General features: G+C 45.9%; 21 protein-coding genes. 5 read left to right on the forward strand and 16 right to left on the reverse strand.

All coding sequences use genetic code 11. The features are described 5' to 3' along the window. Positions 1-224: 224 nt before the first annotated feature. The 13 genes from ACHUFN_RS10145 to gspC form a co-directional block, all read right to left on the reverse strand. Positions 225-1,658 (reverse strand): YdgA family protein, encoded by a 1,434-nt coding sequence (locus ACHUFN_RS10145; protein WP_394222263.1) that lies wholly within the window; start codon positions 1,656-1,658, stop codon positions 225-227. A gap of 112 nt (positions 1,659-1,770) precedes the next feature. Continuing rightward, positions 1,771-2,526 (reverse strand): type II secretion system protein N, encoded by a 756-nt coding sequence (locus ACHUFN_RS10150; RefSeq protein WP_394222264.1) that lies wholly within the window; start codon positions 2,524-2,526, stop codon positions 1,771-1,773. Next, a complete protein-coding gene (gspM, locus tag ACHUFN_RS10155; protein ID WP_394222265.1) occupies positions 2,523-3,002 on the reverse strand; it encodes a type II secretion system protein GspM in 480 nt (159 codons plus the stop codon). The genes ACHUFN_RS10150 and gspM overlap by 4 nt, the downstream gene beginning before the upstream one ends. After that, a complete protein-coding gene (gspL, locus tag ACHUFN_RS10160; protein ID WP_394222266.1) occupies positions 2,999-4,198 on the reverse strand; it encodes a type II secretion system protein GspL in 1,200 nt (399 codons plus the stop codon). Before gspL ends, gspM begins: the two co-directional genes overlap by 4 nt. Continuing rightward, positions 4,198-5,247, reverse strand: coding sequence for a type II secretion system minor pseudopilin GspK (gene gspK / locus ACHUFN_RS10165; protein WP_394222267.1), 1,050 nt, complete (start codon positions 5,245-5,247; stop codon positions 4,198-4,200). The genes gspL and gspK overlap by 1 nt, the downstream gene beginning before the upstream one ends. Next, a complete protein-coding gene (gene gspJ / locus ACHUFN_RS10170) occupies positions 5,247-5,891 on the reverse strand; it encodes a type II secretion system minor pseudopilin GspJ (protein ID WP_394222268.1) in 645 nt (214 codons plus the stop codon). The genes gspK and gspJ overlap by 1 nt, the downstream gene beginning before the upstream one ends. Further along, complete coding sequence (gene gspI, locus ACHUFN_RS10175; RefSeq protein WP_394222269.1) at positions 5,881-6,279, reverse strand: type II secretion system minor pseudopilin GspI; 399 nt, start codon at positions 6,277-6,279, stop codon at positions 5,881-5,883. The genes gspJ and gspI overlap by 11 nt, the downstream gene beginning before the upstream one ends. Further along, complete coding sequence (gene gspH, locus ACHUFN_RS10180; RefSeq protein ID WP_394222270.1) at positions 6,276-6,902, reverse strand: type II secretion system minor pseudopilin GspH; 627 nt, start codon at positions 6,900-6,902, stop codon at positions 6,276-6,278. The genes gspI and gspH overlap by 4 nt, the downstream gene beginning before the upstream one ends. Positions 6,903-6,918: 16 nt before the next feature. Continuing rightward, positions 6,919-7,341 (reverse strand): type II secretion system major pseudopilin GspG, encoded by a 423-nt coding sequence (gene gspG / locus ACHUFN_RS10185; protein ID WP_394222271.1) that lies wholly within the window; start codon positions 7,339-7,341, stop codon positions 6,919-6,921. Further along, complete coding sequence (gspF, locus tag ACHUFN_RS10190) at positions 7,341-8,567, reverse strand: type II secretion system inner membrane protein GspF (RefSeq protein WP_394222272.1); 1,227 nt, start codon at positions 8,565-8,567, stop codon at positions 7,341-7,343. Before gspF ends, gspG begins: the two co-directional genes overlap by 1 nt. Further along, positions 8,568-10,133 carry a type II secretion system ATPase GspE gene (gene gspE / locus ACHUFN_RS10195; protein WP_394222484.1) on the reverse strand — a complete coding sequence of 522 codons (1,566 nt, stop codon included), beginning with the start codon at positions 10,131-10,133 and terminating at the stop codon, positions 8,568-8,570. A 1-nt stretch (position 10,134) separates the two neighbouring features. Continuing rightward, a complete protein-coding gene (gene gspD / locus ACHUFN_RS10200; protein ID WP_394222273.1) occupies positions 10,135-12,180 on the reverse strand; it encodes a type II secretion system secretin GspD in 2,046 nt (681 codons plus the stop codon). A gap of 98 nt (positions 12,181-12,278) precedes the next feature. Continuing rightward, complete coding sequence (gspC, locus tag ACHUFN_RS10205) at positions 12,279-13,196, reverse strand: type II secretion system protein GspC (protein WP_394222274.1); 918 nt, start codon at positions 13,194-13,196, stop codon at positions 12,279-12,281. 129 nt (positions 13,197-13,325) lie between these two features. On the opposite strand from gspC, the gene hslR reads away from it, so the two are divergent. The 5 genes from hslR (at position 13,326) to ACHUFN_RS10230 (ending at position 20,989) form a co-directional block, all read left to right on the forward strand. Beyond that, positions 13,326-13,730: a ribosome-associated heat shock protein Hsp15 gene (gene hslR, locus ACHUFN_RS10210; protein WP_394222275.1), complete on the forward strand. Its 405-nt coding sequence runs from the start codon at positions 13,326-13,328 to the stop codon at positions 13,728-13,730. A 23-nt stretch (positions 13,731-13,753) separates the two neighbouring features. Then, positions 13,754-14,653, forward strand: coding sequence for an Hsp33 family molecular chaperone HslO (gene hslO / locus ACHUFN_RS10215; protein WP_394222276.1), 900 nt, complete (start codon positions 13,754-13,756; stop codon positions 14,651-14,653). Between the two features lie 471 nt (positions 14,654-15,124). Beyond that, positions 15,125-16,687 (forward strand): phosphoenolpyruvate carboxykinase, encoded by a 1,563-nt coding sequence (locus tag ACHUFN_RS10220; protein WP_394222277.1) that lies wholly within the window; start codon positions 15,125-15,127, stop codon positions 16,685-16,687. A gap of 594 nt (positions 16,688-17,281) precedes the next feature. Next, entirely contained in the window at positions 17,282-19,705 is a 2,424-nt protein-coding gene (locus tag ACHUFN_RS10225) for a TIM-barrel domain-containing protein (RefSeq protein ID WP_394222278.1), read from the forward strand. A gap of 111 nt (positions 19,706-19,816) precedes the next feature. After that, positions 19,817-20,989, forward strand: a complete 1,173-nt coding sequence (locus tag ACHUFN_RS10230; RefSeq protein ID WP_394222279.1) for an MFS transporter — start codon at positions 19,817-19,819, stop codon at positions 20,987-20,989. A 51-nt stretch (positions 20,990-21,040) separates the two neighbouring features. Here ACHUFN_RS10230 and envZ read toward each other — a convergent pair whose 3' ends face one another. The 3 genes from envZ to ACHUFN_RS10245 form a co-directional block, all read right to left on the reverse strand. Beyond that, a complete protein-coding gene (envZ, locus tag ACHUFN_RS10235) occupies positions 21,041-22,375 on the reverse strand; it encodes a two-component system sensor histidine kinase EnvZ (protein ID WP_394222485.1) in 1,335 nt (444 codons plus the stop codon). A 43-nt stretch (positions 22,376-22,418) separates the two neighbouring features. Then, positions 22,419-23,141 (reverse strand): osmolarity response regulator transcription factor OmpR, encoded by a 723-nt coding sequence (gene ompR / locus ACHUFN_RS10240; RefSeq protein ID WP_014951298.1) that lies wholly within the window; start codon positions 23,139-23,141, stop codon positions 22,419-22,421. A 226-nt stretch (positions 23,142-23,367) separates the two neighbouring features. Further along, positions 23,368-24,501: a DUF2855 family protein gene (locus ACHUFN_RS10245; RefSeq protein ID WP_394222280.1), complete on the reverse strand. Its 1,134-nt coding sequence runs from the start codon at positions 24,499-24,501 to the stop codon at positions 23,368-23,370. Between the last annotated feature and the right edge of the window lie 44 nt (positions 24,502-24,545).

The following is a 24,545-nucleotide window of genomic DNA, read 5'->3' on the forward strand; positions in this document are numbered from 1 at the left end:
ATAGTTAACATGCTATTAACGACAAAGCGTATAGATGTAACTATTTATTTCCGTTGAATATTTCTATGGAAATGTCGGTCTCAGGTCTTCAATTTACGACTGGGGGGCGATTCACCTGTTGCGGGGGGCGTTCGGCGTAACCAAACAAGCGTTTAAGGTTAGAAACAAAAATACAGAGCACAACGCTCTGCATTTTTTATCAAACGTAGTGCTGAATAACGTGACTACTGAGGTGCGAAAGGCAGTGGAATTGGCGTTCCGTTTACGCTTGCTTTGCCTTCTTTAAGCTCTAGCTTCGTCTCGTAACCCGCTTCAGTTTCTTTAATTAAGCCTTGTTGCGCAAAGGTGCTTAACATCATTGGCGTTTGCTGATCTACCGCGGCTTGAAGCTCTTCTTCGGTCATATTTTGTGCTTGGGGCGTTGCCAGTAGTTGGCCCATCATATAGCCAGATGCCATGCTTTGCGCAAACGCTTTGTCTGCGGTTATTTGTGCATCTGCTAACAAATGCGTAACCCAGTAAGCCGCATCTTCCAAAGTGCCGGGCAATGCTTCAATATCTACCAACTTTGTATTGGCATGAGCAGTAAACGAACCTTCAGGGACGGTGGCTTTTAGTTTAGTAATATTCAGCTCTGGTTCGGCTTTAAGCTGCGTTAGCAAGTTCGCCTCTACAAACTCCATCATTTTTGCTGGTACTTCCTCAGAAGGTATAAGTAGAGTTGAATTGCTGAACTCTTGGTACGCTTCGATGAAGTCAAGGTCTAAATTATTGATTGCTACGCCAAGCGCGATGTCTGTTGCTTCAAGTTCTGGTCCAACAATTTTATCAAGTGCGTATTCTAAATAGATACTGGCAGTATTAGCGTCTTCATTAATCTTGGTATCGGTAATAAGCGAAACATTCGCTAGTTCAACGGTTTCATTCCCTTCTATACCCGTAATTTCCATGCTTTCGATTAACGCATTAAACTTAGATTCAAATAAGTCGCCTCGAAATATCTCGACAAAGCTACCTTTGTAGCTCATATCCATAGATAGGTTAGAAAGCTCCATAGAAAACTCATCGGCGCTCATACTCAACGATTCACCCGCAGAGGTATATAAAGTGTTATCGCCATCTGGCACAGCCTCACCCGTATAGCCAGAGAAAAGCACGGTAAAGTTATCGTCCTCGCTGGTAACGCTCAGTGCAGGAATCGCATCGGCATAGCTCACGCTACCCAAAAGACCCACCACGCCTTCATTGTGATAAATAGGTAGTTGACCGTCCCATTGAACGTGATCTCTTAGTTCGTCACCATCGACTGATACGGTGTAATGAACGCGACCTAGCCCAATGCCATCACCAAAATAAACAGGGCCGTGGTGGGCTACCAGTGTTGCTACAACACTTGGGTTTTCTTCAAAAGGCATGTCTGCAGAATCGACGTTTTGTGCACTAAGTAGCGCCTTATAGTCTATGGCGAGCTTCACTTCTGCTGTGGTTGAAAACCAGTCTTTTTGGTAAGAGAGCACTTCTGCCGAGTAAATGGCTTGCTCGTTGACTTCTTCAATTGCTGAATTGAAATTAGATTGAACGCTATTGCCGATAAAATAAGGGGCTACGCCAAGTGCAACAAGGGTTAAGCCTGCGCCAGCTAAAAGAGGTTTGTTCATTGTTACAATCCTTTGTTAGAAAGAGTTTCCAGTACATTAGGGCGTGCACACCTTGAAGGTTACGCCCCGCAACATAATGCAAAAGCTATATTACTGCATTAACCAGCCTATGTCAGAGTTTAATGGCAATATAACCGCTGTTATCAGGAGCACCAAATAGGCGAGCAGCCTGATGAACTTCATTTGGCAAGCTCTCGCTAGGTTTAAACTTACCATTTACGGATATGTTCTTCATTGTTGTTGGGATAACGGCGTCCATCGACAAACTAAGTAAATTGGGCTCGCTTACCATAATGCCAATGTCATCACCTTCGCAGCGAAGTTTTGCAGAATAGGTGCCGAAATCGATAGGGCCTTGGGTTCCAGCAACGGTAGCGTTTAACCAGTCTCCGGTACCGTTTAACGACTGACATGTAGGGCCAAAGGTTAAGTCGTCAAGGGATACTTTAAAACGCCCGCCTGCATTAACGGGTAACGGTAGGCGAACTTGGGCAAGTACACGGTCTACAGGAAGGTACAGCGTAAAGTTCTCGGTATTTACCGTTGTTTGGCTAAAAAGCCCAGTTGTAATTGGCCCTTCGAATGCAATGTCGTTTTTATCGCGAATGTTTCCGGCTTTAAGGTCGACCTTAATTTTTCCAATTAACAGGTGAAGCGGGCTTAGCTCCCACTTAACATTGTTAATGGGCAAGCCATTAACTACCACGGTTTGTGCTTTTCCAGAAAACAAAGTGCCGCTAACACCACTTAAAGCAACGTTATTTGGCAACGCCACACGACCAATAACGTGCACTGCCGGCATATAAGCAATGGCAAACAACAAGAAGGCAATAATGCCGCCTATAATCCAACTAACTTTCGACTTCATGCTTTACCTAACTGTAGTCGGCGAATTTTGATATAGCCTGGTGCATCAGCTTCGGCAATATCGGCTTGAAGAATTACCACGCCCATGTTTTCCATGGCCTTAAGCCAGTCTAAAACACTATTAAATGGTGCTTGATCGACCCACACCTGCAGTTCATCACCTTGAGGCTGCATGCGCGCAATCTCAATATCGTGCTGGGCGGTGGTGCGGTTTACTGCCTGAGGCAGTGAACCAGAAAATGCGCGCTTACCGCTGCTGCTGCGACGTAACTGTTGCGCTCGTGCTGCGCTGTCTTTTACCCACACTAACAGCGACTGTTGGTTGTCTAGCAGCTGTTTTTCTTTATCTAGTGCACTGTTTAGCGGCGACCAAATAGTGAAATAAAATAGGGCAATTACAACCACTACTGCCGAAACAACAACAAGCTTTTGCTCGCGTTCGGTCAGTGCCTTGTACTTTTCTAAAAGTGCGTTCATGAAGTACTCCTTACAGACACTGTGCCTACAACACCATTGTCACGGTTATTGATGGCCCCTTGTTCTACCAAGAACCCTGCGCTTTCAGCTGTGCGTTTAAATTGTTCCAATGCTTCGAAATTCTTGCCTTCTGCCTGAATACGAATTTCGGTTCGCGCTGCGTCAAAGCGTAACGTCTGTGGTTTTACATCAGTTGCCGAGAATGCTGGCGCAAGCTGATCTAACATAATTAACATAGAAGCACTGCCACCGCCTTGCTCCAATTTAGTCAATTCACTTTGTAGCTTTAATCGCACATTTCGGTAGGCACCAAGGTTTGGAAAACCGGTTTTAACTGTTGCGTTTATTTCGCTGTTAAGTGCTTGGTTTTGTGCTTTTAACTGATAAAGCGTTACGCCCTTATCGATTAGGCTAGTGCACAGCGCTAGTACAGCCAATACTGCTGCAATGCGCCACTGGCTTAGTACTCCACTGCGTTTGCGCTTAACTTTGTACTCACCTTGGCACAGGTTGAAGCTACTCTGCATGGCCTCTTTTGCAAGCACTTGCATAGGCAGCTCAAGTGGCGCTTGTGCTTCTTCAATATTTGGCAAACTGCTTAAATCGATACCAGCATAATTAGTAATGGTTACTGGGCTTTCCTGCTGCGCTGTAAAATGAACTAGCGTTGGCAGCATCCATGTTGACTCACCCTGCACACCCTTGAAGGTGTCTTGGCGTACAAGAAGCTGCTCGCCCAAAGTCAGTACTGACCACCCGTCTTTTGTCACGGGAACAGCTAAAACGTCGGGAATGATGGTGTCGCAAAACAAACCTGCATCGCTTAGCCATGACCGCCACAATTCCATTTTTTCATGGCTGACAACAGCCACGGCCTGTTCATTGCCGCGTTTCGGGCCAATCGCAAAAAACTGCTGGCTAATGTCGGTTGCAAGCTCATCTTCTAACATGAACGGAATAGCAGAGATAATCTTGCGGCCAGCTTTAGGTGGTAGCTCCACCCACTTAAGCAGTATTTCGCTGCTAGGTGCTAAAGCAATGACGCTTCGCTGCCCTGCGCGTTCAGTCAGTGACGACAATGCTTCTGCATTTGGCAGTTCACCAGACGCAATAATTTCATCTTCTGCGCTTGAATAAACTAACCAGCTAATAGAGTCGGTGTTGTTGGCGCCTAAACGCACCAATAGTTGTTCCATCAATAGGTTCCCCCAAACTCGCGATTCACAATACTAACGCCAGTATCTGCGCTAACGTGAAACACGGTGGAAAGCTTAAAGGTTGCTTTGTTGTATTGTGTTTTTGTATGCAACATAAAATATTCAGTTTTAACCGAAAACCAGTCTTGTCGGGTGCTAGTTAGGTTTAGCGCTTGAATAGACGGTTCGCTTAAAAATGCATTGTTGTCGTCCCACCCGTTCTGCGGGCGGCTGCTAATCAAGCTTGAAGCTTGCTGTAAGTCTAACCCTGTTAAGCCTGCAAGCAGCGGTGCATCTTCCTCTTCTAGCGTGTTAACGTTTATTTTTAACTCGCTGTAATCTGGTATCACGCACACTAAAGGTAAAAGCGCATTTAACCACGTGGGAGATACGCCGTTTATAATACGCAATTCACTTTTTGATGCCAGTGGCCCGTTAGCCGCAAGGTAAGGAAACTCTCGTGACTCGTACTCACTGTCTTCTGCGCCATAAGGACGCATTCTGTCGTCATCGTCTATCCAGTCTGCCAAACTGTCGCGAACTGTATCGGCGGTAAAATTATCTAACCCATCTACGCCAAGTGAAAGCAGCATGGTATGAAAGGCGTCCATCGCCTCTGTGGTATTGCTAGCAGCGCTATTCGAGTTGTTATTGGTTCCAGCACTGCCAGACGTAATTGCATTTAAGTTAAAGCACGCTTGAAGGTCTTCAAGGCTTGCGGTTAGGCCACCGTTTTCTAGCGGATAACTAAACTCTTGCGCCCACGGCTGGTCTATAGAAATGACATTTGGGCTTTCCTCTATTAAACCCTGAATAGACTTCCTTGCAAAAGCTTCTGCGCCCATGGCGTACCAATACGCTTGATTGTTGTCTTTTAAATTCATGGTGCGTTGTACTTGAAGCTGCAAGCGGGTTCCCATTTCAGTAGCAAGTACCGCAACCAGCGCCACAATCATTAACACTATCATTAGTGCTACACCCTGCTGTTTAGCTGGTGGTGTGGTGGAAAGTGCGCTTTGCTTGGCTGACCTAATACTGCAGAACTTCATCAGACTTCACCTGTGGTTAAGGTGAATTCTCGGCGAATTCTGCCGAAGTCTTTACTTACAAATTCAATGGCCACGGCACGCGGCAGTGCTGTGCCCTTGTAGCTTTCACTCCAAGAGCCATCGTCTTCATCATCTAACGAGTTGCTATTTGAAGTGGCAAGAAATTCAATTTTTAAACTTTCAATGTCTTCTAACAGAACGCGCACTTTGGGCTCGTAGCCAATGACGTTATCAACGTAGTTGCTGTACAGGCGCTCTAGTTTGTTTTCACGTAGGCGGTAGGCAACGAACTGAAGCGTACTTCTTGGCAACATTAATTGAGGGTTGTGCCAGCCGCCGCGCACAAAGCCAATGCCATCATCGTCGCTGTCGGCGGTTTCGCCGCCAGCCATTACCACGTCTTGTTTCTCACCATTTACCCGTGATGTACGAGGAACCGCTTGTTGCAGGTCGCGCTCTATAGTGATCATCGCACGCTGTAATAGCTGCAGTTTGGCGAAACGTTCTTCTGAAATGTCGTTGCTGTTGATAACGGTGGTAAGGATATTGGTTGACGCTAAGCCAATCATAGCAAATATCGCCATGGCGATAAGTACTTCAATGAGGGTGAAACCGCGCTGACTGCTCTTCACGTTAACGCCCATTTGTTGGCTTGGCGACGAAGGTGACTACTGAAGTAACAGAATTATTATGAGTCTCATCTTCACCAACAAAAATCGTAACAGAGCGCAAATCATTGTCGTTGGTTTTGGTGACGGTTTGCTTCCAATACCAAGTGCGATCTGCCATTTCCATTGAGCCCTTCGCATTATTTTTAGGGGGCCATGTAGGGTCAAGTTGCAGTTGATTTAAACGATTGCTGGCCACCCAATTGGCAAAGGTAATGGCCTCTATTTTTCCTACACTCGAAAGGTGTTCAGATGCTGATTTCAAAATAGCAATGCCAGCAAGAGCAAAAATAGACATGGCTACCATGACTTCTATTAATGTAAAGCCACGTTGTGATTTTTGAGTGCGCGAAGCTAAAGTCACAGCGGCCGCTCCAAGGGGCCTTCTAAAAGTAGCGGCGGCAGCTCTTGGTTTTGGACACTAAAATATACAGGCTCATCATCAAAGTCGCCCTCGTAGTTAAACGACAAAGTGAAAGGCGTTATCTCGCCGCTAGACATAATCAAAACTTGCGGTGGTGGTAAGCGTTTATCCTCATCATTACCAATTTCTACGCCTTCATCAGATACACTGAGCTGCTCGTCAAACAAATCTCGGTCAAACAGTCTATCTTCTACATCCCACGGTAGGTCGTCTAGTTTAAGTTCAAAAGTGAAAGGCTCAGGAACGGTATGTGTTGCGTACATCTTTTCATCTTCAAGGCGTTGCCACTTATCCTCATCATCAAGGTAGACGAAGTAATATTCGTTGGTTTCATGCTCAAAGCGAATACCAAGCTGCCTTTGGTTAAGTACTGCAAAGTCGCTCGCCATATCGACCAACACTTGCACGCGCTGTGCTTGGCTCTTCAATAAATCAACGTGGTTTGAGCCGAAGGCGTTAAACATCACGTAGCCAGCGGCCAAGCCAATAAGCAGCAATACAACCATTATCTCAATAAGAGTAAAGCCGTGTTGTTTGTTGGGTGTATTGCTGCGCCTTTGCATGTCTATATAGATGCTCTTAGTTGTCCCAATTGCCTATGTCGTCATCTGTGCCAGGCTGCCCGTCAGGGCCATTTGAAAAGATATCAATAGCGCCAACCTCTCCTGGGCTAATCAATGAATAAGGGTTGTCCCATGGATCTTCAGGTAGACGATTAATAAAGCCACCTTCTGGATAGTTACGCGGAATAGGGTCTATAGTGGGCGCACTCACCAGTGCCTCAAGACCTTGCTCGGTGGTTGGATAGCGATTAAGACGTAGCTTATACATTTGTAGCGCACTTTCTAGAGACTGAATGTCGATTTCGGCCTTTTGTCTCTTGGCTTCTTCACCACTTGCAAACATGTTAGGCCCGACCATTGCCACAATCATTCCAATGATAAGAAGTACAATCATTACCTCAATCAAACTGAATCCAGAATTACTACGTAGAGTTTTCATTAAATATTCACCATGTTGTTCAATGCTAAAATTGGCTGCAATATTGCCATTACGATAAACAGAACGATACCTGCCATCGATACAATAAGTAAGGGTTCAAATACCTTAAGTGAGACACCAACAAGCGCTTCGAATTCCCTATCTTGATTATCTGCCGCGCGCGACAACATCTGTTGTAGCTCGCCCGACTTTTCCCCAGACGCAATCATGTGCATCATCATAGGAGGAAACATTTTCGTGTTTTCCAGTGCAGCGCGCAGGCTGCTTCCTTCCTTCACATTTACCGCAGCTTCAGAGACTTGGTTTTTAATGTGAAGATTTTCCAGTACATCACCGGATATTCGCATTGCTTCTAGTAGCGGAACGGCACTGGCATTTAAGATGCTCAGCGTTCGCGCGAAGCGCGCAGTATTCAGGCCTCGTGAAACTCGCCCAATTAAAGGCACTTTCAAGAGCATTTGGTGATAGCGTAGCTTCATGTGTTTTTGCTGCAAAACACGCTGCATTACAATAATGAGCAACACAATGGCGATGAACAAATATAGCCCGTAGTTCTGCAACCATTCGCTGATTGATATAAGCAACTCTGTTATGGCAGGTAACCCCTGACCCGTTTTAGAAAATTGCCCCACAATTTTAGGCACAACTAGAGTAAGGAGCATCACAACAATACCTAATGCAAAAAACAGCATAAGCGAAGGATAAACAAGCGCCTGCGTAATTTGGCTACGTGTTTGCTGTCTGCGTTCGGTGTAGTCGGCTAGGCGGTTAAGCACCGTATCAAGGTGGCCAGATTTTTCACCTGCGGCAACCATGGCGCGGTATAGCTCGTCGAATACGCTGGGAAACTGGCTTAAAGCATCAGCAAGGCCATGACCTTCAACAACCTTACTGCGCACTGCCATCATCATGTTTTTCTGACGGGGCTTTTCGCATTGCTCGGCAACGGCCAATAGAGCTTCTTCTACAGGAAGCGCTGACTCGACAAGTGTGGCAAGCTGGCGAGTAAGTAGTGCTAGGTCAGACGCTGAAATACGGGGTTTGAATAGTGAAAAAGAAAAGCCTTTCCCTTCATTTTGGCTACGCTCTGCAACTTGCTCAATTTCTATAGGAATTAAGCCTTTTTCGCGTAGCTGCTGGCGAACTTGGCGCGCATTATCCCCTTCAAGCACACCATTTTTATTTTTACCGCGGGCATCAACCGCTTTGTAAGCGAATGCCGCCATTTAGTCTTCCCTCGTTACTCGAAGCACTTCTTCAAGTGAGGTCGCGCCAGAGAGCACTTTTCGGCAACCGTCTTCGCGAATACTCGGCGTCGACTGCCTGATATAGCGCTCAATGGCTTGCTCGCCTACGCCCTCATGCATCATTTCCCGCACTTTTTCGTCAACCAACAGTAGTTCGTGAATACCCGTACGTCCGCGATAACCCGTTTGGTTACACGCGGCGCAGCCGTGAGGTTTATAAATAACGGCTTCGCTGGTGGCGTCTTGCCCTAGAATTTCTAGTTCTGAAGCGTCTGGCGAGTGGGGCTTTTTACAGTCAGGGCAAAGGGTACGCACTAATCGTTGTGACAGCACGGCTAACAAGCTGGAAGAAAGCAGAAACGGCTCAATGCCCATATCTTCAAGTCGTGTAATGGCACCCGCTGCAGTATTGGTATGCAGTGTGGACAGTACTAAGTGACCGGTTAAACTGGCTTGCACCGCAATTTGTGCGGTTTCAATATCACGAATTTCCCCTACCATCACTACGTCTGGGTCTTGACGCAAAATAGCGCGAAGGCCCCTAGCAAAGGTCATATCAACACGCGGGTTCACCTGCGTTTGACCAATACCGGGAAGGTCAAATTCAATAGGGTCTTCAACCGTAAGAATGTTTCTGTCTCTGGAGTTTATTTCGGTAAGCCCAGCGTACAAAGTGGTACTTTTACCCGAGCCCGTTGGGCCGGTGACCAAAATAATACCGTGAGGTTTTCGAATAAGGGTAGAGAAGTGATTGCGGTTTTGAAGCGTCATGCCTAAATCTTCTAGATTCAAGCGAGCGTTGTTTTTATCTAAAAGACGCAATACCACCCGCTCACCGTGGCTTGACGGCATGGTAGACACACGAACATCAACTGCCCGACCTGCTATTCGTAGCGTTATACGGCCATCTTGAGGTACGCGTTTTTCAGCGATATCCAGCTTAGCCATAACTTTAATACGCGACACTAGCATTGAAGACAGCTTGCGATTTGGGCGTAATATTTCGCGCAATACGCCATCTACGCGAAAGCGAACTACTAGTTGGTTTTCGAATGTTTCAATATGAATATCAGACGCGCCCTCTTTGATTGCTTCACCAAGCATAGCGTTAATTAGCTTGATGATAGGGGCATCGTCTTCACTATCTAGCAAATCTTCTGTGTCGGGTAAGTCTTCAGCAAGTGCAAATAAATCGCTTTCGTTGCCTAAGTCTTCCATTAACTGTTTGGCTGCAGAACTGTCGCGTTGAAACGCGCTGGTTAACAGACTTTCGAATTCATTTGCTGGAATAGTTTTGGGTACAAAAGGTTCGCCGTAAAAGCGACGTACTTCTGCAAAAACGTCGAACGGTGTGTTTTCGGTAAAATACAGTACCGCTGGTGTTTCGTTGGTTTCAAGTAACACTTGATTGCGCTTTGCAAAGCTAAATGAAAGCTGTTTGGGGCCGGCTTCCTCTTCTGGCAAACCGGCATCGTCACCCATGGCTTCCAAGGCTTCTTCTTGCGCCTCTAAAGCCTGAGTAATTTGTTCGTCTTGCCCTGCCATACTACTCATTACCTTCTTCTATCGCTTCTTTTTGCATTAAGTATTCTTCAAAAGAAGGCGGCAACGCTAACGCATCATCCCACTGAGGAATGCTTGGTGTTTCGGTATACGGCATAAGTGAAACACCTTCTTGCTGACGCTTAAGCTGTAGCGCTCGAATGTAGTTGTATTTGCGATGGCTGATTGAGTTCATAGTTGCGCCATCACGCACGATGGTAGGCTTCAAAAACACCATCAAATTACGCTTGCGCTTGCTGGTAGATGTCGACTTGAATAAGTGACCTAGAACAGGAATATCACCTAGCAGTGGCACCTTAGACACACTTTCTTGCACGTCTTCATCAATAAGACCGCCAAGCACAATTGTGCCGCCGTCATCCACAATAACCGTGGTTTTTATTTCACGCTTGTTAATTGAAATATCTACTGACGTTGCGCCGCTTACGCTAGACACTTCTTGTTCTATTAACAGTTGAACCGCATCACCTTCGTTAATTTGAGGCGTTACTTTAAGCTTTATACCTACCTCTTGACGATCAACAGTTTGGAAAGGGTTCGAGTTGTTCGCACCCGTTGTTGTACCCGTAATAATGGGGACTTCTTGACCTACAATAAAAAACGCTTCTTCGTTGTCCATGGTTGTAAGGTGAGGCGTAGCAAGAATATTTGAGTTGGTGTCAGTACTTACCGCCTGTACTACTGCACCCCAGCCATCTTCGATAATACCTGCAATCATGCCGTTGGCGCCGCCAAGTATGTTAGCCAACGCGGTGAAGTCTCCTTCAATGGTATCTACTGAAGGTACAACTGCTCCGTTCGCTGTTACCGTTGTTCTTCTCACCTCACGATCTTCAGCCTGACGAAGCGCAACTGCCAATGAGCCCACAGGAATAACGCCGTTATTAAACTGTGTGCCGCCACCTTCTTCAGACACCCATTGCACGCCAAGCGATGTGCCGTCACCTTCAAATACTTCAACAATAATGGCTTCAACTTGTACCTGTGCGCGGCGAATATCAAGCTGACGTACCACTTCCTCTAGCGAGCGCATCATGTCTGGCTCGGCAGTAATAACAATGGCGTTTGAGTCTTCGTGTGCGTCAATGCTAATTTCACGGTTTGAACCGCCGCGGCGTTGAGTACCTGTGCCGCCCTGCTCTTCGGCTTGGATACTCGCCGAAACGCCCTGCAGTACCTTAACTAAATCTTCCGCTTTTGCGTAATTAAGGAATAGCACACGGGTATTGCCGTTCGACTCAAGCTCTTGGTCCATGCGTTGAATAAGGTTAATTAGGCGCTGACGCGCTTTAATATCACCGCTTACAATTACCGAGTTGGTTCTGTCGTCGGCCACAACGCGAGGCTCAGACTTAGCTCCGGTGTTGGCTTTACCTTGAGACTTATTGATGCTGTCGATAATACGCACCATTTCAGAAGCTGATGCATAGCGAAGCTTAACAATTTCAACTTCTTCGTCGCCAGCGCGGTCTACCCGTTCAATGATTTCTACAAGACGGTTAACCACCGCAGCTCGGCCAGTTAGCATCATAACATTTGATGGGTCGTGGCTAACTACGTTACCGCCGCCCGCTTGGTCATTCAGCTGGCGCAATATCGGAGCGAGTTCACGCACTGGCACGTTGTATACGGGCACAACGCGAGTGATCATTTCATCGCCGTCGCGATTAGCGCCCTCTACCACAGGAATATTTGACGTTTTTGCGTCTTTAGAACGAACCACCTTCAAAATGCCGCTTGGCATTTCTACTACCGCAAAGTCGTATACCTGAAGTACGTTTAAGAAAAATTGATAATACTGATCTTCATTAAGCATATCGTAACTACGTACGCTTATTTTACCGCGAACGTTCGGGTCTACAATGATGGTACGCTCAAGATTCTTGCCAACGATATTAATGAATTCGTTGATGTCAGTATCTTTGAAATTAGGCATGTACTCAGCGGCTGTTACCGAGAAACACAGAAGCGCTGTACACATAGCTGTGCTCAAGCGAGATAATAATTTTTGGCCAGTGCGCCTTTTCATTCTAACTTCCTTCATTTCCTTACTTGTCGATGGGCGAGTTGCTTTATTATTTATTGTGCTTACCTAGCGATAAAATAGCGCTGTTACCGTTATTGTTTTTACGATTCGGGTAAATCTAGGTATAGCGTTGTTAAGCTGCCATCTCGAATAATCGTTAATTCTATTGTTTGTGCATTGCGTAGCTCAGACAAAGCCTCTTGCGACTGTTGCAAGTCGGTTAGGTCTAGCCCGTTAATTTGTGTAATGACATCGCCTGCCATAAGGCCCGCTGATTTGAACAGTTCCGGCTCTCTTCCTGGGCTTACTTGATAACCAATAAGCTGGCCTTCTTCGGTTTTCGGCGATATTGAAATAAAATCGGTAAAGTTGGCTGGGCGCTCTCGCAGTGCCGCAGTAGCTTCCAGTGCTTCTTCGCTAAGTTCCACTGCATCGCCTTCATTTTCTTCTGGTTCTGGGCGCGCTCTAGCCTGCATTTCGCGGCGTCTGTTAGCTTCTTCGTAATCAATGCCGTCAAGCATCAAGGTTTCATTTCTTACCCCGTTCTTAATAATAACGCGGTCGTTGTACACTTTTTGCAAAGTTGCATTCGTGCCTTCAATCTTTTCGCCTAAGCCATATACCGCTTGGCTGCCACGGTTTTCTATAATGGCGGTGCCCGCTTCTTGTTCTGAGCTTGCCACCACACCTGTAAGCGTTAGGTTTAGTCGAGTCTCTGGGGCATCGGTTACTTCAGCCACTGGCTCTGCAGGCTTGGCTGCTGCATTACCAAATAAATTCAGCTGTTGTATTTTTGCAATATTGACCCCATTTCGGCCTGACGACGAAGAAATAACCGGGGCACGGCTTACTGTGGGTGTCGCAGATAGCTGAGGTTCAGGTATAATTCGCCACACGAGTTTGGCAGCAAATGCAATTAAATACAGGCTGAGCAGAACCACTACGATGGTGTGTAGCTGTTTTTGATGCTGGTTCAGATAAACAACCAGAGATTGTGGGTTGGGTTTATTGAATGTCATGCTGCCACTGATGGTACTGCTTTATTATAATATAATGAATTTTTGGTTAACCGTGCTTTAGCAAACCCATAATAGCCTAGTAAAGGTGAGGGTCACAACACTAATGCCACACCATTACGAAAATATTACATGAGCCAATCGGATAGCAACAATACAACACAAAACGTAAGGCTGGACAAGTGGCTATGGGCTGCAAGGTTCTTTAAAACCCGTGCAATTGCCAGAGACATGGTGCAGTCGGGAAAGGTCCAGTACAACGGCCAGCGAGCCAAACCTGGTAAGCATGTAGAGCTTGGAGCCATGATTAAAGTTCCCTCAGGGTGGGATAATCGTGAAATTAAGGTGCTAGGCTTAAGTGACAAGCGATTGAGCGCACCTTTGGCGCAAGCGCTTTTCGAAGAGACGGTTGAAAGTGTAACAAAACGTGAAGAAAGCCAAATGGCGCGTAAAATGAACGCATTTCACAGCCCAAAACCAGATCATAGACCTGATAAAAAGCAGCGACGACAGATTATTAAATTTAAGCAGCAATAGTAAGCTGCTCAACAGGATTATTTATGAGCGATTTCGACAAATTACACCGCTTTTTATTTACACAAGCTAACGTGCGTGGCGAATTGGTTCGCCTTGATGAAAGCTTAAAGAAAATAGTGCACAGCTACGAATATCCTGTGCAAATTCAAACATTGCTAAGTGAAATGGCGGCCGCTACGTCGCTGTTAACGGCAACATTGAAATTTAAAGGTGAAATTTCACTGCAAATTCAAAGTAAAGGCCCGGTAAGTTACGCGGTATTAAATGCCACGCACGAGCAAACCCTTCGCGGCGTTGCACGTTGGGATGAGTCGTTAGAAACGTTGCCGGAAACGTTTTCTGAACTGCTGTCGCAAGCGGTATTGGTTATCACCATTACGCCAGATGAAGGTGAGCGTTATCAGGGTGTGGTGGCGCTAGATAAACCCTCTCTTGCTGAATGTATTGAAGGCTATTTTGCTCAATCTGAACAGCTTGCCACCAGCGTTCACTTGATGACGGATATGAGCGATGCACAAAACGCAAAGGCATCGGGTGTGCTGCTGCAAGTATTGCCTACCGACGCGAGTGCGACTGATGTGTCTCAAGCTAACGAGTTTGCACATATCTCTAAATTAACGGAAACGCTAACCAAAGAAGAGATGTTTTCTCTTCCTGTTGAAGACATTTTATATCGTCTGTACCACCAAGAAGATGTGGAAGTTTACCCAGCAAAAGACGTGTCGTTTGCGTGCTCATGTTCAAAAGAGCGCAGTGCAGAAGCGCTTCGTCATGTTGAAAAATCAGAACTTCACGCCATTATTGCAGAAGAAGGTGCCGTTAAAATGAACTGTCAGTACTGCCATACTGAATATCGATTTGACAGTATCGACGTGGAAGCCATACACAGCGGTAACTTTGACGTTTCTTCATCAAGTCAGTAATTAAAAACAGTCAGCATGAACTGGTTTGCCCAAGCTAGCAGATGCTAATAGGCATTAAACGTTTACAAAAAGCACTCACTAATACAGAGTGCTTTTTTGTTTGAGCCGCAGCTCCTATACTTCACTTTTGGTTAAAAAATGCCCAGCGGTAAGTGTTTACCTTTCCATCAGTCTATCCCTCTACTCATATTTTCTTTTTGCTGAAAGTTTTCAGAGTTACTTTCTTCTTTTTTTCCTTATTTTTTATTGTGAAATTCGTCGATCAGTTAAGCGTTCATAACCACATTTTTTGCATTTATATCCAAGGAAAAGGCTTTCCTTGTAATTAATTTACAATATTTATGAAATTGCTGTGCGCGATATATTGAATATGTGTTTTATAAATGCGCGTTAGGCCTTGTTTACATTACACTCGAAGAGGTGATACTTTTTTGAAAGTGCTTTTGAAAAATTACATATAGGGTAACAGCCATGAACGCAGCAGCCTCAATTCAAACAGATCTAAAAGTAACGCCGCTGGTCGATCTGCCAAACGCAGAGCTTATCGAACGCGCCGTAAAGCGCGGTGAAGGTGTACTCGATAAAAACGGTGCACTTGTTGTTGAAACGGGTAAACGAACGGGTCGTTCTCCAAACGACAGATTCATTGTTAAAGAACCATCAACAGAAAACGACATTGACTGGGGCAAGGTAAACAAACCTTTTGATGCTGATAAATTTGATGCGCTGTGGGACAAAGTAGAAGCGTATTTGTCTACGCAAGAACACTTCCTTTCTCATCTTCAGGTTGGCTCAGACCCTGAGCACGCATTGTCGCTTGAAGTACGCACGCAAACTGCGTGGCAGCACGTGTTTGCACGCAACTTGTTTATTATTCCTGAGAAATGGAATGTTAAAGGCGATCAGCCTTGGCAAATTCTAAACGTTCCTGGCTTCACTTGTGACCCAGAGCGTGACGGCACCAACAGCGATGGCACGGTTATTATCAACTTCGCTAAAAAGCGCGTACTGCTTGCAGGTATGCGCTACGCAGGTGAAATGAAAAAAGCCATGTTCTCAGTACAAAACTTCCTGCTTCCTGCGAAAGATGTACTGCCAATGCACTGCTCAGCGAACGTGGGTGAAGAAGGTGATGTAACCTTGTTCTTCGGTTTGTCGGGAACAGGTAAAACCACACTTTCAGCCGACCCTAAGCGTTTCTTAATTGGCGACGACGAACACGGCTGGGCGCCTGGCAGCGTGTTTAATATTGAAGGCGGCTGTTATGCTAAGTGTATCGACCTTTCTCAAAAGAATGAGCCGGTAATTTGGAACGCTATCAAGTTCGGTACCATTTTGGAAAACGTAGTGCTAGATGAAGCGCGTACGCCAGATTACACCGATACTTCTTTAACGCAAAACTCACGTGCAGCTTACCCGCTAGAGCACATTGAAAAGCGCGTAGCTGAGAACCGCGGTGGCGAACCTCGTTCGGTTGTATTTCTAACTTGCGACGTAAGCGGCGTACTGCCACCTGTTTCTGTACTTAGTGAAGAAGCGGCGGCATATCACTTCTTAAGCGGCTACACAGCGAAAGTAGGCTCTACAGAAATTGGTTCTACTAGCGATATCGAGTCAACGTTCTCAACGTGTTTCGGTGCACCATTCTTCCCACGCCCAGCTGGCGTATACGCAGAGCTTTTGATCAAGCGCGTTAAAGCGTTCGGTGCGAAAGTATACTTGGTGAATACGGGTTGGACTGGCGGTCCTTACGGCACAGGTAGCCGATTCGATATTCCAACAACGCGCGCCATTATTGATGCCATTGTGTCGGGTAATTTGGCCGATGTAGAAACACAGCATATTGATGCGCTAAATTTAGACGTGCCTGTGGCCATTGAAGGTGTAGACAGTAACTTGCTTGTGCCTCAAAACACATGGGCAGATAAAGAAAAGTACAACGAGTACGCTGAGAATTTGGTTAACGACTTTAAACAGAACTTTGAAAAGTATGACGTTAGCGAGGCTATCGTTAAAGCAGGGCCAGGTAACTAAAAAGTTACAGGTTCTGACCCTTCCCAACGTTCATCACACACAACGTGATTGATGTTTTGCCCGCACCGTGTTGCGGGCTTTTTTTTAGCGAATATTGCCTAGTTAAGCATTCATAACGCTTTCGAGAACTCACTGATTTATTGGCACCTTTAATGTTAGAATATTGAGCTAAACCAATTTGTAGATATTGGCGTAAAGTCGATGTTAGACCTGTACTGAAAAAGCTTGCTCTCCATGTGACTATCTCTAATCCAGTATTGCTGATTATCAACAGAGATAAGTCTTAGGGTGTAAGGTTCGCTATATGGGTTTATGGAAGCAGGTTCGGCGCGCAATCTGTTGATGGCATTACGTAATTTTCTTCCATGATTAATTAACCCCCCTATTTGCATATCTGTTTATACCGGTAAGTCAGCCAAAGCGATACTCATAAATAACGCAATTATTATTAACAATTTTAACATTATGAATACGTATGTTTGTTTAAGTTGAGCGATGCACTGGCTATCATTCATCGTATATTAATAGGCTTCATTAAAACGCGCTTCGCTAATTCAGTGCGCTTTGCTACGAAGCACAAAGAAGGTTTTAAGCATGATAGACAGGAAACAGCGTATAGCACTTGTATGTGCTGGTTTGGCATTTTTCTCGGTAAATACGGTAGCTGAAGTTCAAACAGCAACACTCGAAAAAGCAACGCTAAACATTGATACGGATACCAATGACTTCACGATAAGCGCGTTGCACGATAGTGGCTTTCAAGTAACGTATCTTACAGATAATAATGGCACGCCTTACGCAAATCTGCCGTCTATGGCGCTTCCCGAGCACGCGTTGACTGATGCTACAAAAAACACCGCTAATGATGTAGAGCTAGTTGAAACAGCGACAACCCTAATTTTAAAACTCAAAAATATTGCAGCGCATGTTGATAAGTCGACGCACGCTATCAGCTATTCTGTAAACGGCAAAATTGTCGCGAAAGAGCAAGGCGGGCTAAGCATTTCTGACAAAGGCGTCAGCCTGTCGTTTGCGCTAGATGAAAACGAAAAACTTTATGGCGGCGGCCAGCGCGTTTTAGGTATGGATCGTCGTGGTCATAGCATGCCGCTGTACAACAAAGCACATTACAGTTACACCACGTCTTCAAACCAAATGTACTTTGGTTTGTCGGCGGTGATGTCGTCGAAAAATTACAGTGTATTGTTCGATAACACCGCCTCTGGCGAGCTAGATATTGGCAAAACGAACAGCGACGAGTTGCTATTTAAGGCACAAGGCGGCCGCGCTAGCTACATCATGGTGTTGGGTGAAAACCTAGAAGATACGGTAACGTCTACCGTAACCGTAACAGGTAAACAGCCGCTTCCACCGCGTTGGTTGTTAGGTAACTTTGCGTCTCGCTTTGGCTATAAGTCGCAGCAGGAGGTAATGGATGTTGTCGACCAATTCAATCAACAAGATATTCCTGTTGATGCTGTGGTACTAGATCTTTACTGGTTTGGTAAAGACATAAAGGGGCACATGGGCAATTTAAGCTGGGACAGAGAAGCGTTCCCAGAACCAGAAGCCATGATTGCAAACCTTCGCGAGCAAGACGTTAAAACCGTGCTTATTACCGAACCGTTTATTTTAACTACTTCGAAGCAATGGGAGAGCGCTGCCAATGCTAATGCATTAGCCACTAAAGACGATGGTACGCCGTATACCTTCGACTTTTATTTTGGCAACACAGGTCTGGTTGATGTATTCAGTGAAACCGGCCAAGAGTGGTTTTGGCAATATTACGAAAAGCTTGCTGCACAAGGCGTTGCAGGCTGGTGGGGCGACTTGGGCGAGCCAGAAGTGCACCCCGATGATATTCAGCACATGTGGCAGTCTACAAAAGTAAGCGGCGCAGAAGTGCACAATGCTTTTGGTCATCAGTGGGCTAAAACCGTATACAACAACTTAACAGAGCTTCAGCCCGATACGCGCCCGTTCGTGCTGATGCGCTCAGGCTTCTTGGGTAGCCAGCGTTACGGTATGGTGCCTTGGACAGGGGACGTAAGCAGAAGCTGGGGCGGACTTAAGCCGCAGGTGGAACTTGCACTTCAAATGAGTGTTTTCGGGTTAGCCTACACGCACTCTGACGTGGGCGGATTTGCCGGTGGAGAAACCTTTGATGCCGAGCTTTATACCCGTTGGCTTCAGTTCGGCACGTTTTCTCCGGTATTTAGACCGCACGCGCAAGATAACATTGCGCCTGAACCTATTTTTCACGACGACCCTGTGAAGTCTATTGCGCGCAAATTTATTCAGCTGCGTTACAGCATGTTGCCATACAATTATTCATTGGCGTTTGAAAACGCGCTATTTGGTACGCCGCTTATGCGTCCTTTAGCGATGGCGTTTAACGAAAGCACATGGTTTGAAAACGCTGCAAGTTACATGTGGGGCGATGCGCTTTTGGTGTCTGTGGTAACAAGCCCTAACCAAACCACGTGGCCAACCGAGCTACCGCAAGGTGTATGGTTCGACTTTTTCTCGAATACCAAATACCAAGGCGGTAAAACGGTCAACTACCCATTAACGCAGGATAACTTCCCTGTGTGGGTTAAAGCGGGCAGCTTCATGCCTATGTCAAATTCGCTTTCACGTACCGAGCAGTTCAACGCGCGCGAACTAGAAATGCATTACTGGCACGACAGTTCAGTCACGTCAGCAAGTTATACCTATTATGAAGATGACGGTAAAAGCCCTGAGTCTATAGAAAAAGGCGTATACGCTACATTGCTACTTAGCGCGGCGGCAAACGGCAACGGTGCACTTACACTTACGCTTGATAGTGAAGGTAGCTATATCGGCATGCCTAAGCAGCGAGAAATAACTTATGTAGTGCACGGTTTAGAAGCTAAGCCTAAAAAAGTCTCTGTTGATGGCGCTGTAGTACCCGTAACATGGGATGAAAAAGGGAAAACGCTTTCACTTGCATTTACTTGCGACTATCAGCAATTGGTCGAGATTGTGATCATGTGATAATACGCGGTTCATTTTATGGTTGAGGGTGCGGCGAAATCCGTGTCCTTACGCCTGAATGGGATGTCATTTTAACGATACCCTTTTAACAATTTCAGCCATGGAGCCTAAATGAGCCGACTTCCTGCCACCATTGTTATCTTTGCCGGTTTTTTCTTAATCGGTAAATTGTTTCTTTTATGGGGAATTCTGCTTCCAGACATTGCTGCTGATTTGCAAATGTCTGAAGTGGTGAGTGGTGCGCTTTTTTCTCTCTTTTCTGTGGGCATGATGTTGGGCGCGGTGATTGGGGGTAAGTATGCCAGTCGCTTTGAGTTTATGCCGCTACTGGCCACCCTGTTTAGCATGAATACCCTGCTTTTGCTATTGGTGTCTGTGCTGACTTCTTGGCAGTGGTTTTTGGTATTGGCTGTTTTAATAGGCGTGGTAAGCTCTACAATTTTTACTATCGGGCACACGCTTATAGCTCGAATGTATGCAGAAAAGCGCTTTACTATGATGGGCTTAATGGATTTTATGTTCAGCCTAGGTACTTTTGCTGCTTCATTTTTTGTAACGCTGTTATACGTGGTAGAGCATAACTGGCGCTTACCTATTCAGGTGTTGGCGGGCGTAATGGTGCTACTTTCATGCTATGCGTTTATTGCGGCGCGCTCGCAAGCAAAAGTACTTAAAGGGCAGCCAAAAGAGCCTAAAAAGACCTTGGCGTTTGGCGTTATCATTAAACAGCCTGTTTTTATCTTTCTGATTTTACTTACCTTTGGTTATGGTGCCGTAGAGTTTGGCAATGCAAACTGGTTTGTTAGCTATGCGCAAAATGGCCTTGGGTTTACTGGCGAACAGTCGCGAAACTTACTGGCGTGTTTTACTGCCGGTATGGTTATAAGCCGCCTCACGTTTCCTTTTTTACTGCGCTTTGTTTCGGTGCACCGCATGATTGTCATCATGGCAACGGCTTCGCTAACAGGCGTGTTTGCGCTTAAACTTATGCCTTCATTATATGGAATTGGTGCTGGAAACCTGCTGTTGGGCTTAGGCTTAGGGGGCTTATTTCCTTTAGCGCTGTCAGCGGCGATGAACATTGATAGCGACAATGGCCCTGTGCTGTCAGGTATTGCCATTATTGGCAATTCTACAGGTGTACAGGTCGCGTCTTTTTCAACGGGGCTGTGGGCGAATTTTGTGCCGTTAACTACAGCGTTTTGGGTTATTCCAATTGGTGGCTGTTTATTGTGGCTTGCATCAATCGGATACAGCCGCAAAATAAAGCATCAACCTAGCTAATTAACATTAAAACGCTATACCAAGACACGAATAAGGGCGCTTACAGCGCCCTTATTCTTTGTGCTGAATGTCAGGTAAATGGGGTAGATAGAACTCGGCTACAAGGCCTTGCTGCGGGTGGTTTCTTAGCATTACTTCGCCATCGTGGGCCTCAACGATACGCCTTATAATGGCAAGGCCTAGCCCTGAACCTGACGAGTTACGAGCTTTATCGCCTTGTGCAAATGGCATGAACACACTGTCTAGCTCGTCTTCGGGAATACCCGGGCCAAAGTCTCGTACTTTGCAATACACTCGCTTTTCGTGGCGGTTATAAAAGCTACTAATTGCAATATCATCCGACCCGTATTTAAAGGCGTTTTCAATAAGATTGTCGATAACCCGTTTCATGGCAATGCGGCGCAGCGACAGTAAAGGTACGGTGTTGAGTTTTAGGTCGATATGATGCTTATCGTCTAAGTGTCTAGCTTGCACCAGCTCAGCAATGATTGCGTTTAAATCGGTTTCTTGTGTGACTTCTTCGGTATCGTATCGCGCGTAATCAATAAACTGATCGATAATCGCATTCATATCTTCAATATCATTCACTATGCCGTCTTTTATCCAGTCTTGGTCTTCGGGCAGCATTTCAGATGCAAGGCGAATACGGGTAAGCGGCGTACGTAAATCGTGGGAAATACCCGCGGTCATAATGTTACGGTCGTGCTCAAGCTGCTTAATGCCCTGATTCATTCGGTTAAATGCACGAGTAACCTGAATCATTTCGGTGCTGCCTTGCTCGCGAAGCGGTGCTGGATGCTCACCTTTACCAACGGAAATGGCGGCTTTTTGTAGGGCCGATAACGGGCGTGTCATACGCCTTACAAACAACCAGCCGCCGGCCACACTTAAAATACCAATTACCATTAAGTACATGGTTAAGGGCGATATATTGGCTTCATTAAGCCCTGAAATAGGAATAGAAATCCACGTGTCTGGGTAACGGTTTAGCGATATCCAAACAATATAAGGGGCGTCTTCGTCACTGGCTTGTGAGGTGGTACTGATACGCACATCGGCAAGCTGCCTTAACTGTTCGCTCACCTGCGAAGATATGTAGCTATAATAAACCGCGCTCTCTAACCCATTTTTCTTGGCAACGCTCTCATCGAAAACCTGAACCTGCGTTTTTTGAAAGTAGCGATCGCGAGTTTGTTGATTGGTTACCAGTAAATCGTTGGCCAGAACTGACTTAACTTGGGTCGCCAAAAGGCTGTTAATTTGTTGATAACTGGGCTGAATGAAATAGTAGGTAACAGAGATGTAAGACACTATTTGATTAATAAGCAACAGCACGCCAATAAGCATGACGGTTTGGCCAAACGCACTTTTGGGAATTAAACGCATAGCGTGCTGTCGATTTGTCGCATAAGGTTGCTCTACAGTGGCGTTAAACTTGTTCGCCATCAGGCACAAACACGTAGCCTAAGCCCCAAACGGTTTGTATATAACGAGGGTTAGCTGGGTCTTCCTCTAGCATTCTGCGTAATCGAGATACCTGAACGTCAATACTGCGCTCTAAAGCGCTGTAGTCACGGCCTCTTGCTAAGTTCATCAATTTATCTCGTGACAAAGGCTCGCGAGGGTGGGTTACTAATGACTTTAATACAGCAAACTCACCGCTGGTGAGCGTTAAAGGCGTATCGCCTGCGGTCATCTCGCGGGTAGCTAAGTTCAGCTTGTAGTTGCCGAATTCAACAATTTGCACGTCTTTAGAAGGCGCACCTGGCGCTTCGCTACTGCGTCTGCGTAATACGGCTTTTGCGCGGGCGAGCAATTCTCTGGGGTTAAATGGCTTAGGTAAATAGTCATCTGCACCCATTTCAAGGCCAATAATGCGGTCTACTTCATCGCCTTTTGCCGTAAGCATAATAATAGGCATGTCGTTTTCTTGCTGGCGCAGGCGGCGGCAAATCGATAGCCCGTCTTCACCGGGAAGCATAAGGTCTAGAACCATTAAGTGAAAATTCTCGCGTTCGAGCAGCCTGTCCATTTGCTCTGCATTGGCAGCACTGCGAACTTGATAGCCTTGCTCTAAGAGATAGCGCTCTAACAGGCTACGCAAGCGCATGTCATCGTCAACAACGAGAATTTTGGAGGTTTCCTGACCCATACTCATACCTTTCTTTTTACTTTTGTTTCACTATAACCACAAGATGTGAAATACAAAAGCGAGAAAAACGTAAAAGGTGAGGGATGTTTGTTACAAATAGTGTCTAGAGAAGCATTGGTGAATAATGTAAACAAGCGCGATGGCAGCTTAAGGGCGTGGCCATCGCGTTAGCTAAACGCGTTGTCTTGTACCAGTAAAACGTGGGTAACAAGGGATACTGCTGTAGTTATTTGAAGGTGACTACGTTTAGCGCTTTGGTTGGCGCAGTACCGTTCAGCGTTTCTAAATATAACTGTGTTATTGCCTCTGCTCCGCTATGCGATTGTTCGAAAAATTGATCATTTACTTTTGCCGCAAAGCGCTGCCAAGCACTGGCGTATTTGGCTAAAAAGGTGTCGTGCCCCCACTCACTTTGGCGCAGTTTTACACGCGCAGGGGCGAAGAAAATCTCGGCATTTAGCAGTTTAGGGTTTGGCTTTTCTTGCGCTTTCCAATCGGTAGCGCCAATAAGTGTAACTTCATTCAAACTATCGCCAAGTTGCTTTGCTAGATTATTGATAAGCGTGCCGTTGGCGGCGAAATCCAGCAGCCAATAACGTGCGTCGCTGCCAGCTTTGGTGCTAATTGCCGAAAGGTCATCATAGCTATAGACCGCGTCATAACACCCTGAAGCTTTAACCATGTCGACATTGGCGCTTGACGTTAGCCCAACGACGGAATAGCTCGCCCCACGCGACGATTTTTGATCTTTAAGTAACTGCGCTGTGCCCAAAGCGGTTTTACTCGATGCACTTGAAAGCAGTAGCACTTCGCTATTCGCTTTCTCAGCCACGTAGTCATCGAGCACGAATGACGTCATGTATAGCGGCCTAAAATTTAGCTGCCAGGCTTCACGGTTTGCGTCATAGCCAGGGTCAACAGCGCAGCGAAGGTACTGATCGTAAACTGGGCTGATGCTTTTACGAGTTTCATGCACATCCGAAAAACCATGAGGGGCAACTTTGCCGGCTTTTATCACCCAATGACTAGCCATCGGCAGGTAACCAAATACTTTTTCACCCACTTCAATACCACTGTGGCGAGATGCTTTAACGGTCGCAAACCCCCAAACAGGGACAATACCAAAACCACTCTCATGGTCACTATTATCCGCATCTACTGCAGGAAAAAAGCCCCAATACCCCATCTTAAAACCCAGTGCGGCATAAGTGATGTTATTGGCCGAAAAGCCGAAACTATCTGTTTCCAGTAAAACTTCGTCTTCTTGTAAATCGTTGGTATTTATCTGGCACTTTACTACTTTGGTATTGGCAAGATTTTGCTGGTCTACCCAAATTTGTTGGCTTTGTATGGTGGTCATAATTAGGGCCTGCTCTTTTTTTTAGGTGATAAGGAGGTCAACAA

This window comes from Alteromonas gracilis, assembly GCF_043642145.1.
GTDB classification, from domain to species: Bacteria; Pseudomonadota; Gammaproteobacteria; order Enterobacterales; family Alteromonadaceae; genus Alteromonas; species Alteromonas gracilis_B.